Here is a 13,296-nt window from a genome sequence, read left to right as displayed (position 1 = left end):
CTTAAATACCGCCCATGCAGATGTATTTAATGACTAAATAATCTTCGATACCGTAGGTCGACCCTTCACGGCCCAGGCCCGATTGCTTGACGCCGCCGAAGGGCGCGATCTCGTTCGAGATCAGGCCCGTGTTGACGCCGACCATGCCCGTTTCCAGGCCTTCGGCCACGCGCCAGATGCGGCCGATGTCGCGCGAATAGAAGTAGGCGGCCAGGCCAAATTCCGTGTTGTTGGCCAGGGCGATCACTTCATCGTCCGTCTTGAAGCGGAACAGGGGCGCCAGCGGGCCGAAGGTTTCCTCGGTCGCCACGCGCATGTCGTTCGTCACATCGGCGATGATGGTCGGCTCGAAGAAGCCGTTACCCAGCGCATGGCGCTTGCCGCCAGCCAGCAGGCGGCCACCCTTGCCCAGCGCGTCGGCCACGTGTTCTTCCACCTTGGCGACAGCCTTGGCGTCGATCAGCGGGCCTTGCGTGACGCCTGCCTCGATGCCATTGCCCACCTTCAGCTTGGCCACGGCGGCCACCAATTTTTCGGCAAACGCGTCATACACGCTGTCCTGCACGTACAGGCGGTTGGCGCAGACGCAAGTCTGGCCCGCATTGCGGTATTTCGAGGCGATGGCGCCTTCCACGGCGGCGTCCAGGTCGGCGTCGTCGAAGACGATGAATGGCGCATTGCCACCCAGTTCCAGCGACAGTTTCTTGATCGTCGGCGCACACTGTTCCGCCAGCAGGCGGCCCACCTGGGTCGAGCCAGTGAACGTCAGCTTGCGCACGATGGGGTTCGACGTCATTTCGCCGCCGATGTCTTTCGGCGCGCCCGTGACGATGCTGAACACGCCCGCAGGCACGCCTGCGCGCTCTGCCAGCACGGCCAGCGCCAGCGCGGAAAACGGCGTGGCTTCGGCCGGTTTCAAGACCATCGGGCAGCCGGCAGCCAGGGCCGGGCCGACTTTACGGGTGATCATGGCGGCGGGGAAGTTCCACGGCGTGATGGCGGCGCATACGCCGATCGGCTCCTTGGTGATGACCAGGCGGCGGTCTGGCCACGGCGATTGCAGGGTATCGCCCGCCACGCGCTTGCCTTCTTCCGCAAACCACTCGATGAACGAGGCGCCGAACTGCACTTCGCCTTTCGCTTCCGGCAGGGGCTTGCCCTGCTCGGTGGTCATGATCAGCGCCAGGTCGTCGGCGTTTTCCAGGATCAGGTCATGCCAGCGGCGCAGCACGGCCGCGCGCTCCTTGGCCGTCTTCTTGCGCCAGGCGGGCCAGGCGGCATTGGCCGCCTCGATGGCGCGGCGCGTCTCGGCTGCGCCCATCAGGGGCACCGTGCCGATATGCTCGCCCGTGGCGGGATTGCTCACATTAATCGTCTGGCCACCATCGGCATCCGCCCAGGCTCCATTCACGTAAGCCTGGTGACGCAACAAGGTAGGATCTTTCAACTGCAGCATATGGATCTCCGGTCTGGTTTGAATTATCGACGAGGGATACTATGCCACAGCGCGGCCGATTCCGCAGGCGATGCGCGGAACTACTCGACCTTGAAAGACGACAGTTTCGGGTCCGGCGCAGGGTATTCCAGCTTCATGCCCTGCAGGGTTTCCAGCAGCAGGGACGCCACCACCAGGTTGCGCTGCGTCTTGGAGTTCGATGGCACCACGTACCACGGCGCGTGGTCGGCATCCGTCTCGCGGATCGCCGTTTCATAGGCGCGCTGGTAGCCATCCCACTTCTTGCGCTGGGCGATATCGTTGGGGTCGAACTTCCACTGGCGGTCGGGATCATCGAGCCGCTCCTGCAGCCGTCCGCGCTGCTCGTCCTTCGAGATATGCAGGAAGATTTTCAGGATGACGGTGCCTGTTTCGCTCAGCATGCGCTCGAAATCGCGGATCTGCGCGTAGCGGCGCTGGCATTCGGCCTTGTCGATCATGTCCTGCACGCGCGTGATCAGCACATCCTCGTAATGGCTGCGGTTGAAGATGGCGATCTCGCCCTTGACGGGCACGTGCTGGTGCACGCGCCACAGGTAATCGTGCGCCAGTTCGATATCGGTAGGCCCCTTGAACGCCACGGCGCGGATGCCCATCGGATTGATGTTGCTGAAGATCGCCTTGACCGTGCCATCCTTGCCCGACGTATCCATGCCCTGCAAGACCAGCAGCACCTTCTTTTTGTGCTGCGCATACAGCATGCTCTGGCACTCGGCGATCTGCGCCGTCAAGGCCACGGTTTCCTCGCGGTCCAGGGCCTTGCACTGGGCTGCCGTCAGCTTCTTGTTCGCCGCCTTGGTGGCAGCGCCCAGCAGGCGCTTGCCGGCGAAATCCTCGTTCAGCTCAAAATCCTTGCCGGCACGAAATTGTGTGCGCGCCTTCATGCCGCCACCGCCAGCTTGCGGTGCTCGATTTTTGTGCAATGGTCCATCACCACCTCCAGCCCCGCCGCCCGTGCCAGCTGCGCCGCCTGTTCGTTGACGACATCGAGCTGCAGCCACAGGCAGCCGGCCTTGACGGCAATGGCTTCCTCGGCGATGGGCAGGATGTCTGCCGACTTGCGGAAGCAATCGACGATGTCGATGCGCGCCGGCGCCACGGCTGCCGCAGCCTCCGTCAGGGTGGCATAGGCGCGCTGCCCCAGCACATCGCGCCCGGCGAGGGCCGGATTGACGGGCAATACGCGGTAGCCCTGCTGCAACAGGTAGTCGGCCACTTCATGGCTGGCGCGTTCGGGCTTGTCGGACATGCCGACGATGGCGATGATGCGGCTGTCTTGCAGGATGCGGGCGATGTTGGGCATATTCGGGTCGTAGTTAGGCGTGCGACATTGCCCGCCTAGCGTAGCAGATTCCCGTCCCGCCGGGAGCTAGCCAGAAGACTTAGCCTTACGCATGGCCGACATCTTCGCCACGAAGGCTTGCGCGCGCGCCGTCACGGCCGCATAGTCGCCAGTGGCGCCCGGGCCACTCAGGCTGCTGCCGATACCCACGGCCACGGCGCCGCTGGCAAACCAGGCATGCAGGTTTTCCAGCGTCACGCCGCCCGTGGGCATCAGCGGCGCTTGCGGCAGGGGGGCGCGCAGGGCCTTGATGTAGGCGGGACCGAACATCTCGGCGGGGAAGACCTTGACGATGTCGGCGCCGGCCTGCAGGGCCGTGACGATCTCCGTCGGCGTCATCGCCCCCGGCATGGACAGCACCTGGTAGCGCTGGCACAGCGTGATGGTCTCCACGTTCACGCCGGGCGAGATGATGAATTGGGCACCGGCCAGGATGGCGGCGCGCGCCGTCTCCGTATCGAGCACCGTGCCCGCGCCCAGCAGCACGTCATCACCATGGCGTTCGCGCAGGGTGCGCAACACGCCCAGGGTATCGGGCGTGGTGAACGCTACTTCCAGCGCCGTGATGCCGCCGGCGATACATGCCTCGGCAATCTGCACGGCCGCCTGCGCCGAAGAGGCGCGCACGATGCCGACCATGCCCCGTTCGATAATGCCCTCGAAAACCGTGTGCTTCTGCATTTGCTCTCTCCTGTCAGGCCGGCAGGGCGCCAAAGCGCACTTCCGGCAAACCGCGCACGCCCACCTGACGCGCATGAAACAATCCCCCGGCCAGCGGTTCGCTCTCCAGCTGGGCCGGGCTCAAGCTCTCCTGCGCCGTCGTGACGAACAATTCATCGTAGTGCGGCCCGCCCAGGCTCACGCAGCTGGGCTGCGAGACGGGCAGGCTGATCTTGCGCTCGACGCTGCCGTCCGGCGCGAAGCGCAAGACCCTGCCGGCGCCCCACTGCGCGCTCCACAGGTAGTCATCCGCGTCGATGGTGGCGCCATCGGCGGCGCCCGGCCCCGGATCGAGCACGGCAAACACGCGCACCCGGCTGGCGTCGCCCCCCAGGTAATCATCCCAGCGATAGATCGCCTTTTTCATCGAATCGCAGAAGTACATGACCGTGCCGTCGACGCTGAAGCAGATGCTGTTCGAGATGGCGATCTGCGGCAGCGGCAAGCGCTCCAGGGTCAAGTCCAGGTTGAGGCGATAGAAGCTGGCGATCGCATCGCGGCACGGGCGTTCATCGAGCGTGCCGAAGACAAAGCGTCCCTGGCGGTCGCAGCGGCCATCGTTCAGGCGCGTCATGGGCAAGTCCCCCTCCACCGTGTGCAAGCGCGTGACGGCCCCGCTGCGCGCGTCAAACCAGGCCAGTCCGGAAGCCAGTCCCAGCAACAGCACATCGTCGCTCTCCGTCAGCGCGAAGCACGCCAGGCGCTCGGGCATGGCCCAGCTCTGGCGCTCCCCCGTGTCCAGCACCAGCGCATGCAGCTGGCAGCCTTCGATATTCGTCCAGAAAACGCGGCCGCTGCGTTCGCACCAGCGCACGCCCTCGCCCAGGAAGTGCTGCGCATCGACCAGTAGTTGGGCCTGTGTCCCCATCATTTTTCCTTGTTTTTCAGTGTGATTCGCGCGGAACCGCCGAGCCGCGGCAGCCGACGAGAAAGTCCAGGTCCGCGCCTTCGTCGGCCTGCGTCACGTGCTTGATATACATCGACTGGTAGCCGCCCTTCATGGCCGGCGGCGGCGCGCTCCACTCGGCGCGCCGGCGCGCCAGTTCGGCCTCGTCGACGTCCAGGTGCAAGCGGCGCCCCGCCACATCCAGTTCAATCATGTCGCCATCGCGCACCAATGCCAGCGGCCCGCCCACGGCCGCTTCCGGCGCCACGTGCAGCACCACCGTGCCGTAAGCCGTGCCGCTCATGCGCGCGTCCGAGATGCGCACCATGTCGCGCACGCCCTGCTCCAGCAGTTTTTTCGGCAGTCCCATATTGCCCACTTCCGCCATGCCCGGATAGCCCTGCGGGCCGCAATTTTGCAGCACCATCACGCAGCTGGCGTCGATATCGAGCGCGGGATCGTCGACGCGCTTTTTATAATGCTCGATGCTGTTGAAGACGACGGCGCGGCCACGGTGCTGCATCAGTTCCGGCGAAGCGGCCGACGGCTTGATGACGGCGCCGCGCGGGGCCAGGTTGCCATGCAGGACGGCGATGCCGCCTTCGTCCTTGAAGGGCTGCACCAGCGGCGTGATCACCTCGGGATTGAAATTTTCCGCTTCGGCCACGTTGACGGCCATGCTGGCGCCCGTGACGGTGAGCGCCTCGCCATGCAATTTGCCCAGCAGATCGCGGATGATCACGGGCAGGCCGCCCGCATAGTAAAAATCTTCCATCAGGTACTGGCCCGACGGCATCAGGTTCAGCAGGCAGGGAATGTCGCGGCCCAGGCGGTCCCAGTCACCCAGGCGCATGTCCACGCCGATGCGCCCGGCGATGGCCAGCAGGTGGATCACGGCATTGGTCGACCCGCCGATGGCGCCGTTGACCATGATGGCGTTTTCAAACGCTTCGCGCGTGAGGATCTGCGACAGTTTCAGGTCTTCATGCACCATATCGACGATGCGCCGGCCCGTCAGCTGCGCCTGCAGCTTGCGGCGCGCATCGACGGCGGGAATGGCCGCGTTGCCGGGCAAGGTCACGCCCAGCGCTTCGACCATGCTGGCCATGGTGGAAGCCGTGCCCATCGTCATGCAGTGACCGGCGGAGCGCGACATGCACGATTCGGCCTGCTTGAATTCGTTTGAGGTCATGCGCCCTGCCCGCACGTCTTCGGAAAACTTCCACACGTCCGTGCCCGAACCGATCGGTTTGCCGCGGTAATTCCCGTTCAACATGGGACCGCCCGACAGCACGATGGTCGGCAAGTCCACGCTGGCCGCGCCCATCAGCAGGGCCGGCGTGGTCTTGTCGCAGCCCGTCAGCAGCACCACCCCGTCGATCGGGTTGGCGCGGATCGATTCCTCCACATCCATGCTGGCCAGGTTACGGAACAGCATGGCCGTCGGGCGCAGATTCGTTTCGCCCAGCGACATGACGGGAAATTCGACGGGAAAGCCGCCCGCTTCGAGCACGCCGCGCTTGACCATCTCGGCCAGGTCGCGGAAATGGCCATTGCAGGGCGTCAGCTCGGACCAGGTATTGCAGATGCCGATGACGGGGCGGCCATCGAAAGCGTCGCTGGGATAGCCCTGGTTCTTCATCCAGCTGCGGTGAATAAAACTGTCCTTGTCGTCGCCGCCAAACCACGCTTGCGAACGCAAGGGACGCTTGTTCTTGTTGCTGCTCATACTGTCTCCTGCGGGGAAATCAAGCCGCGCGCGGCGGCGATCAGCAGCGCACCGTGACCGGCCAGATAGTCTTGCTGCTGGTCGTCGACGATGATGCGCTTGCCATAAAAAAATCCGTGTTCTTCGATCAGCAGCCCGAGCGCCTGGCGCAGCATGGGTTTACCAGTAATGACGAGCGGCGTATCGGGCCGCATCTGGATGGCGGTGCTGTTGCGCAGCGCCAGCAGGTCGCCGCTGAGGACGGCGCCCATCAGGAAATTGGCCCGCTCATTGCATTCGACAGCGCTGAACTGGCCCAGGGTGCGCACGCTGAAGCAGGCGCGCGCCAGCCCCGTTTTTTGCGCCGCTGCCGCGCCGGCCAGCAGCATTTTCGGCACCAGGGTCTGGGCAAATCCGCCGTCGACCGATTGCTTGATCAGGGTGTGCTGCGTGATCGCCTGCAGCAGCTCGCCCGCGATGGTGGTGCTGCAGCCGAGGATGCGGCGCTGCTCGTCCACGCTGATCAGTTTGGTATGCGAGCCGGGCATGATCAGGGTCGCCGCGCCCCGCAACTGCAGGCGCTCGAGCAGCGCGACGACTTCCGTCTCTTCGCCGCGCATCATGTCCATCGCTTCGACGTTATGCAGGCCGACGGCGCCATGCTGGTTGCGCACGCCGGGAATCAGCCACAGGGGCTGCGCCAGCACGTCGGGCAAGTCCACCGCCTGCATGCCTTGCGCCAGCTGGGCCAGGCCGGCAGGCGCCGGCAAATGCGGTACCTCCCGCACCCCCATGGGCGAAGTGATCATGCCAGACGCCAGCGCCAGATCCACCTCGGATGGCGCGATGCCGGCACCGGCCAGCACGCTGGCGATGGTGTCGCGCAGCGCCTGTTTCAGCGCGCCGTTATGGCCATCGATGGCGGTATTGCGCACGCCCGTTTCCAGCTGCGCCTGGGCGACGACGGCGCCCGCGCGCCACAGCAAGGTACGCGTATTGGTGGTGCCGGCATCGATGGTGAGTATGTTCATGGGCAGGTTCGCAGCGTCGGTCAGGACAAAAATAAATGAGGGAAAAACTACCCCATGGTAGAACTGCCCCGCATATCTGACCAATCACTTATTTGACATCATTGATACCGGTTCGGATATGTCAAACGCATCGATATCCTGCACGCCCAAACGGTAGGCAAGGTTGAAGCGCCTCGCCTCTCCCGGCTGCAGTTGCACGCCCTGCGCCAGCAGGGAAAAACAGCGCGCATCGGAATACAGATGGCAGCTGTCCTGGGTGCTGGAAAAACGCAAGACCCGGCCCGACGCGGGGTCGGCAACCCGCGCAGCCTCGCGCAGCTGGCCGCTGCCAGTCCAGTAAAAGTCATGCCGGAATCCCGGCGATTGCGCCAGCGCGGGCCAGGCCAGGCGCGAAGCGAGCGGCGCCGCGTGACGGAAGTCGAATGCGCTGCCCGCCACATCGAGCGGAGCGCCGCCCGCGCAGCCGCCGGGCCGGTAGCGGTCAGCGGCCAGGCGCAGTACATGGTCGCCCACGCCGGCACGGCCGCCCTGCAGATTGAACAGGGGCGCGGCAAGAGAGAAACGGGAAGCCGTATCGGCCGTGGCATCGCAATCGAGGTAAAGGCTGCCATCGTCGTCAAGCCGGTAGGCCAGGCGCACCGACAGACCATCTTGCGCCAGGTGCAGCCGCAAGTGGCCGTCGTTTGGCGCTGCGCCCTGCCAGCCCGTGGACGCACGCGCCGCCGGGGGCACCGCGCCCAGCACATCGGCCAGACGGCCATAGCGGTCGGGCGCCCACCAGGCCCGCACGCTGGCATCGTGCGCGTCGATGGCCACGCACATGCCGCGCGCATTGCGCAGCAGATGCATCATGGCGCCGGCCCGGGCGCTGGCGGCGGCCGGCTGCGCTGCTGGAATTCGCGCGGCGTGCAACCGAGTTCGCGCTTGAAGACGGCATGCATGTACTGCACCGTGGTAAAGCCGCAACGCACGGCCACCTCGGCCACCTGCCCCGGCCCGCGCGCCAGCAGGGTCTTGGCCGCATCGAGCTTGAAATGCAGGATTTCATCGTGCACGCTGCGCCCCAGCTCGTGGCGGAAGTGCGCTTCGAGCGAGGAGCGCGAGACCCCCACGTAATCGGCCACCTGCTCCGTCTTGATGCCCTGGCAGGCGTACTGGCGGATGAAGTGGCGCGCCTGCATCACCTGCGGATGCTGGAAGGGCTGGTGGCGCGTGGAAGCGAGCACGTTCAGGCCGGCCGGCGGCACGAGGATGCGTGTGCCGGACAGGCGCGCGCCATTCAGCATCTGGTGCAGCAAATGCGCCGCCGTGCGGCCCATTTCCTCCGTGCCCTGGATCACGGAACTCAATGGAATGCGCGTGAGCATGCGCGCCAGCGGGTCGTTGTCGATGCCGATCAGGGCCACTTGCTCCGGCACGGCGATCCCCGCATGCATGCACGCCTGCAGCAGCTGGCGCGCGCGCGCGTCGCTGACGGCGATGATGCCGACGGGTTTTTCCAGGCTGTTGAGCCATGCGATCTGCTGCTCCACCGCTTCGTCCCACGAGGGCGCGCTGGTGGCGACGCCCCGGTACACGTCGGCACGCATATGGTCGCGCTCCATCAAGGCGCAAAACGCCGTTTCGCGCTCCTGCGCCCAGCGGTTGACATCGGCCTCGGGCAGGCTGAAACAGGCAAAGCGGCTCAATCCCGCTTCCACCAGGTGTTCATAGGCCAGCTTGACGATCTTGAAATTATCGGTCGCCACGTACGGGATGCCGGCCGGGTAATCCTCCGCGCGCGCATACGAGCCGCCGACGGCCACCACGGGCAGGCGGCTGTGCGCCAGCGCCGCGCAGACGGCGGGATCGTCGAAATCGGCGATGATGCCGTCGCCCTGCCAGCGTTCGATGCCGGGCAGGCGGCAGCGGAAGTCCTCTTCCAGGAACAGGTCCCAGGACACGCGCGTGGTGTTCAGATAGGCGGCGATGCCGGCGATGATGTCGCGGTCGTAGATTTTATTGCCGTTAAACAGCAGCGCGATCCGGTGCGCGGTCGGCAGTTTCATGCAGGTGTCTCCTCCATGTGGCGGCCAAAGAAGTATCTCTGGCCGCACGACGTAGTCAGGCCTTTCGGGACCTCGAAAAACCGTAGCGAGCGGTCCAATATCGTCTTGAGTAGCGCAAGCGTACAAAGGTACGCTGAGCAACGCAGAGGCGATAGTGGGGCGCGCAGTAGGTTTGTCGAGGGTCCACGCTATCTGCGTCCGGCCCGGGTGCTGACATCGACCCACACGGCGAGGGTGAGGATACTGCCTTTTACGATCATCTGCCAGTAGGTGTCCACGTCCAGCATGGACATGCCGTTATCCAGGCTGGCCATCACCAGCGCGCCGATCAGGGCGCCGTACACGGTGCCCGAGCCGCCGCGCATCGAGGTGCCGCCGATGAAGCAGGCGGCAATCGCATCGAGTTCGCTGAAGGTGCCGGCCGAGGGCGAACCGGCCGCCAGGCGGCCCGTGTTGATCAGGCCCGCCAGCGCGCACATCAGGCCCATGATTCCGAAGATCCACAGCTTGACGGCTTTCACGTTGATGCCGGACAGGCGCGTCGCTTCCATATTGCTGCCGACAGCGTAGATGCGCCGGCCAAACACGGTCTGGCTGGTGATGTAGCTGAACAGTCCCAGCAAGGCCAGCAGCAACAGCACGGGCAGCGGGATGCCTTCATAGCCGTTCAGGGTTTGCACGAAGGCATACAGCACGGCGCCGATGACGGCCAGGCGCAAGCCGTCGGCCCAGGGCGCCGTCTGCGGCAAGCCATGCTGTGCGCGGCTGGCACGCGCGCGCCACGTCAGGAAGGCGGCCAGCAGGAACAGGCCGATGCCCAGCACGATGCCGGGCACGGCGGGCAGATAGCCCTGCCCCAGGTAGACCATCGGCTCGGAGACGGGCGCGATCGTGATGCCGCCCGTGATGCCCAGCAGGATGCCGCGGTACGCCAGCATGCCGCCCAGTCCCACGATGAAGGAGGGGATGCCCCGGTAGGCCGTCAGATAGCCGTTGAGCAGGCCGATCACCAGGCCGCAGCCGAGTACGGCCGCCAGGTTCAGGGCCAGCGGCCAGTGCTGCGTCACGTCCAGCACGGCGGCGATGCCGCCGAGTAGCCCCAGCAGGGAGCCGATCGACAGGTCGATCTCGCCGGCGATAATCACCAGCACCATGCCGCAGGCGAGGATGCCGGTGACGGACATCTGGCGCAGCAGGTTCGACAGGTTGCGCGGCGTGAGGAAACTACCCTCCGTCTTCCACGAAAAGAAGGCCCAGATCAGCGCCACGGCGATCAGCAGGGCCAGCATCTTGTATTGGGTGAACAGCTGTTTGATACTGTGCGGTTTCATGCTGCGGGTTCCTTGTTTGCGGTGTTGGCGGCGGGTGCCGGACGCTGGTCCAGCGCCGCCGCCAGCACGGTTTCCTGGCTCAGGCCATCGTTGATAAAGTCGCCGCGCAGGCGGCCTTCGCCCATCACCAGCACGCGGTCGGACACGCCAAGCACTTCGGCCAGTTCCGACGAAACCATGATGATGGCCACGCCCCGGTCGGCCAGCGCCAGCATCAATTTGTAGATTTCATATTTGGCGCCCACGTCCACGCCGCGCGTGGGTTCGTCGAGGATCAGCACGCGCGGGCGCGTCAGCAGCATCTTTGCCAGCACGGCCTTTTGCTGGTTGCCGCCCGACAGGCTCGTAATGGGCAGCGAAGGGCTGGCCGCCTTCAGCTCCAGCTGGGCGATCTCGCCGCGCACGGCCGTCAATTCCGCCTCGCCATCGATGCGCGTGGCGCGCGCGAATTCTTCCAGCACGGCCAGGGTGATGTTCTGCCCCACGTCGAGGTCGGGCACGATGCCGTGGTGCTTGCGGTCTTCCGGCACCATGGCCAGGCCCATGGCGATGGCCTTTTGCGGCGAGCGGGTATCGATCTTGCGGCCATCGAGCCACACTTCGGCCTGGCACGGCCCCTGGTATGCGCCGAACAGGGCCGAGACGAGCTCCGTGCGCCCCGCCCCCACCAGGCCGGCGATGCCGAGGATCTCGCCCTTGCGCAGGGTGAATGACACATCGTCGACCCGCTTGCGCTGCGGGTTGTCGGCATCGATGCAGGTCACGTGGCGCGCCTCGAACAGCACCTCGCCAATGGCCGGGGGCTGCGCGCGCTGCGGATACAGCTGGCTCATTTCGCGGCCCACCATCTGCGCGATGATGCGTTCGACGTTCATCTGCGCCATCGGCGTGGTGGCGATGTGCTTGCCGTCGCGGATGACGACGATGGTGTCGCAGATGGCCGCCACTTCATCGAGCTTGTGCGAAATATAGATGCAGGTGACGCCCTTGGCCTTCAGTGCGCGCAGGATATCGAGCAGCACGGCGATTTCCGACGCCGTCAGCGACGACGACGGCTCGTCGAGGATCAGCAGGCGCGCATTCTTGTTGAGCGCCTTGGCGATTTCCACCAGCTGCTGGTGGCCGCCGCCGTAATTCATCACGGGCTGCGCCACGTTCAGTTCGGGAATTTTCAGTTCGCGCAGCAGCTCGTCGGCGCGTTTGTACATGGCCGCGTAATGCATGCGCCCGCCGGGCAGGGTGAGCTCGCGGCCCATGAAGATATTTTCGGCCACGGACAGCTGCGGCACCAGCATCAGTTCCTGGTGGATGATGATGATGCCCGCGTCTTCCGTGTCGCGGATCGATTGCGCGCGCAGGGGCTGGCTATCCCACAGGATGTCGCCCTCCCAGGTGCCGTGCGGGTACACGCCGGACAGCACCTTCATCAGGGTCGACTTGCCGGCGCCATTCTCGCCGCACAAGCCGATGCACTCGCCGGCCCGCACCTGCAGGTCGATGCCGTCAAGCGCGCGGACACCGCCAAACTGTTTGACGATGCCTTTCATTTCAAGCAGATAGTCGGACATTCTTGCTCTCGTTGCTGATACGGGAAAAAATGTCGGATTACGCTACGCTAATCCGACCTACCGGTAAAAACGGGTAGGTCGGGTTAGCGCATGGCGCGTAACCCGACATGACACAGGCGATCAATTACCGAGTTGCGCCTTGGTATAGAACCCATCGTCGACGAGAATGTTCACGTTCGCCTTGGTCAGCGGCGTAGGCTTCAGCAGCACCGTGCTGACCTTTTTCAGGCCGTTGTCATAGCTGGAGTTGTAGGCCGGTTTTTCATTGCGCGCCAGTTGCACGGCCAGTTTGGCCGCTTCCGAAGCGATGGTTTTCAGGGGTTTGTAGACGGTCATCGATTGCGTGCCGGCGATGACGCGTTTCACCGCCGCCAGATCGGCGTCCTGGCCCGAGACCGGCACCTTGCCGGCCAGCTTTTGCGCGGCCAGGGCCTGGATGGCGCCGCCGGCCGTGCCGTCGTTCGAGGCGACGATGGCGTCGATCTTGTTGCCGTTGGCCGTCAGCGCGTTTTCCACGATGGACAGCGCTTCGGTGGCGCTCCAGTCCTTCACCCACTGCTGGCCGACAATCTTGATGTCACCCTTGTCGATGAACGGTTTGAGCACCTTCATCTGGCCTTCGCGCAGCATCTTGGCGTTGTTGTCGGTCGGCGAGCCGCCCAGCAGGTAGTAATTGCCCTTCGGCTGCAGCTTGGTCACGCCCTCGGCCTGCATTTCGCCCACTTTCTCGTTGTCGAACGAGATATACGCGTCGATATCGGCATTCAGGATCAGGCGGTCATACGACAGCACCTTGATGCCGGCCTTTTTCGCTTCCTTGACGGTGTTGTTGAGCACTGTCGCGTTGAACGGCACGATCACCAGCACGTCGACGCCGCGCGAGATCAGGTTTTCGATCTGCGAAATCTGGCGCTGCTCGCTGGCGTCGGCCGACTGCACGAAGACCTTGGCGCCCTGCTTTTCGGCGGCGGCGATAAAGAAATCGCGGTCGCGCGTCCAGCGTTCCACGCGCAAATCGTCGATGGAAAAGCCGATCTTCGGGTTTTTCGCATCGGCCAGAGCGGCGCTGCTGCTCAATGCCAGCATGGCGGTCATGATGGCTGCACTGATGATCTTGTTCATTGTGTGTCTCCTTGTGGATTTTATTAACAACGTTTTTTCACTACG

General features: G+C 64.7%; 12 protein-coding genes. All 12 read right to left on the bottom strand.

The genetic code is table 11. The features are described from left to right. Position 1: 1 nt before the first annotated feature. The 12 genes from gabD to xylF all read right to left on the bottom strand — a co-directional run bounded on the left by gabD (position 2) and on the right by xylF (position 13,251). Positions 2-1,456 carry an NADP-dependent succinate-semialdehyde dehydrogenase gene (gene gabD / locus JAB1_RS10790; RefSeq protein ID WP_034783799.1) on the bottom strand — a complete coding sequence of 485 codons (1,455 nt, stop codon included), beginning with the start codon at positions 1,454-1,456 and terminating at the stop codon, positions 2-4. Positions 1,457-1,536: 80 nt separating this feature from the next. Further along, complete coding sequence (locus JAB1_RS10785; RefSeq protein WP_070279946.1) at positions 1,537-2,379, bottom strand: PPK2 family polyphosphate kinase; 843 nt, start codon at positions 2,377-2,379, stop codon at positions 1,537-1,539. Continuing rightward, positions 2,376-2,798, bottom strand: coding sequence for a CoA-binding protein (locus JAB1_RS10780; protein WP_070258345.1), 423 nt, complete (start codon positions 2,796-2,798; stop codon positions 2,376-2,378). Before JAB1_RS10780 ends, JAB1_RS10785 begins: the two co-directional genes overlap by 4 nt. 66 nt (positions 2,799-2,864) lie before the next feature. Continuing rightward, positions 2,865-3,518 carry a bifunctional 2-keto-4-hydroxyglutarate aldolase/2-keto-3-deoxy-6-phosphogluconate aldolase gene (locus JAB1_RS10775; protein WP_070279945.1) on the bottom strand — a complete coding sequence of 218 codons (654 nt, stop codon included), beginning with the start codon at positions 3,516-3,518 and terminating at the stop codon, positions 2,865-2,867. Positions 3,519-3,531: 13 nt separating this feature from the next. Beyond that, the gene (locus JAB1_RS10770; RefSeq protein WP_070279944.1) at positions 3,532-4,425 is read right to left on the bottom strand and encodes an SMP-30/gluconolactonase/LRE family protein; all 894 of its coding nucleotides are present in this window, start codon (positions 4,423-4,425) and stop codon (positions 3,532-3,534) included. A 16-nt stretch (positions 4,426-4,441) separates the two neighbouring features. Continuing rightward, positions 4,442-6,172 (bottom strand): L-arabinonate dehydratase, encoded by a 1,731-nt coding sequence (gene araD, locus JAB1_RS10765; RefSeq protein ID WP_070279943.1) that lies wholly within the window; start codon positions 6,170-6,172, stop codon positions 4,442-4,444. Next, on the bottom strand, positions 6,169-7,182 hold the full coding sequence (locus JAB1_RS10760; protein WP_070279942.1) for a 2-dehydro-3-deoxygalactonokinase: 1,014 nt from the start codon (positions 7,180-7,182) through the stop codon (positions 6,169-6,171). The genes araD and JAB1_RS10760 overlap by 4 nt, the downstream gene beginning before the upstream one ends. An 84-nt stretch (positions 7,183-7,266) precedes the next feature. Continuing rightward, a complete protein-coding gene (locus JAB1_RS10755; protein WP_139144525.1) occupies positions 7,267-8,034 on the bottom strand; it encodes a hypothetical protein in 768 nt (255 codons plus the stop codon). Beyond that, a complete protein-coding gene (locus tag JAB1_RS10750; RefSeq protein WP_070279940.1) occupies positions 8,031-9,230 on the bottom strand; it encodes a DNA-binding transcriptional regulator in 1,200 nt (399 codons plus the stop codon). Before JAB1_RS10750 ends, JAB1_RS10755 begins: the two co-directional genes overlap by 4 nt. Before the next feature lie 188 nt (positions 9,231-9,418). Beyond that, complete coding sequence (locus JAB1_RS10745; protein WP_034783811.1) at positions 9,419-10,561, bottom strand: sugar ABC transporter permease; 1,143 nt, start codon at positions 10,559-10,561, stop codon at positions 9,419-9,421. Beyond that, on the bottom strand, positions 10,558-12,129 hold the full coding sequence (gene xylG, locus JAB1_RS10740; protein WP_070279939.1) for a D-xylose ABC transporter ATP-binding protein: 1,572 nt from the start codon (positions 12,127-12,129) through the stop codon (positions 10,558-10,560). Before xylG ends, JAB1_RS10745 begins: the two co-directional genes overlap by 4 nt. 120 nt (positions 12,130-12,249) lie before the next feature. After that, complete coding sequence (gene xylF, locus JAB1_RS10735) at positions 12,250-13,251, bottom strand: D-xylose ABC transporter substrate-binding protein (protein WP_034783813.1); 1,002 nt, start codon at positions 13,249-13,251, stop codon at positions 12,250-12,252. Between the last annotated feature and the right edge of the window lie 45 nt (positions 13,252-13,296).

Origin of the sequence: Janthinobacterium sp. MP5059B (assembly GCF_001758645.1) — a bacterium.
GTDB lineage: Bacteria > Pseudomonadota > Gammaproteobacteria > Burkholderiales > Burkholderiaceae_D > Janthinobacterium > Janthinobacterium lividum.
Note: the sequence above shows the minus strand (reverse complement) of the source record. Positions and strands in the feature narration are given on the sequence as shown.

Excerpts from the sequence above, each read along its gene's own strand:
- gabD (WP_034783799.1), bottom strand. The coding sequence starts at position 1,456 with ATGCTGCAGTTGAAAGATCCTACCTTGTTGCGTCACCAGGCTTACGTG.
- JAB1_RS10785 (WP_070279946.1), bottom strand. The coding sequence starts at position 2,379 with ATGAAGGCGCGCACACAATTTCGTGCCGGCAAGGATTTTGAGCTGAAC.
- JAB1_RS10780 (WP_070258345.1), bottom strand. The coding sequence starts at position 2,798 with ATGCCCAACATCGCCCGCATCCTGCAAGACAGCCGCATCATCGCCATC.
- JAB1_RS10775 (WP_070279945.1), bottom strand. The coding sequence starts at position 3,518 with ATGCAGAAGCACACGGTTTTCGAGGGCATTATCGAACGGGGCATGGTC.
- JAB1_RS10770 (WP_070279944.1), bottom strand. The coding sequence starts at position 4,425 with ATGGGGACACAGGCCCAACTACTGGTCGATGCGCAGCACTTCCTGGGC.
- araD (WP_070279943.1), bottom strand. The coding sequence starts at position 6,172 with ATGAGCAGCAACAAGAACAAGCGTCCCTTGCGTTCGCAAGCGTGGTTT.
- JAB1_RS10760 (WP_070279942.1), bottom strand. The coding sequence starts at position 7,182 with ATGAACATACTCACCATCGATGCCGGCACCACCAATACGCGTACCTTG.
- JAB1_RS10755 (WP_139144525.1), bottom strand. The coding sequence starts at position 8,034 with ATGATGCATCTGCTGCGCAATGCGCGCGGCATGTGCGTGGCCATCGAC.
- JAB1_RS10750 (WP_070279940.1), bottom strand. The coding sequence starts at position 9,230 with ATGAAACTGCCGACCGCGCACCGGATCGCGCTGCTGTTTAACGGCAAT.
- JAB1_RS10745 (WP_034783811.1), bottom strand. The coding sequence starts at position 10,561 with ATGAAACCGCACAGTATCAAACAGCTGTTCACCCAATACAAGATGCTG.
- xylG (WP_070279939.1), bottom strand. The coding sequence starts at position 12,129 with ATGTCCGACTATCTGCTTGAAATGAAAGGCATCGTCAAACAGTTTGGC.
- xylF (WP_034783813.1), bottom strand. The coding sequence starts at position 13,251 with ATGAACAAGATCATCAGTGCAGCCATCATGACCGCCATGCTGGCATTG.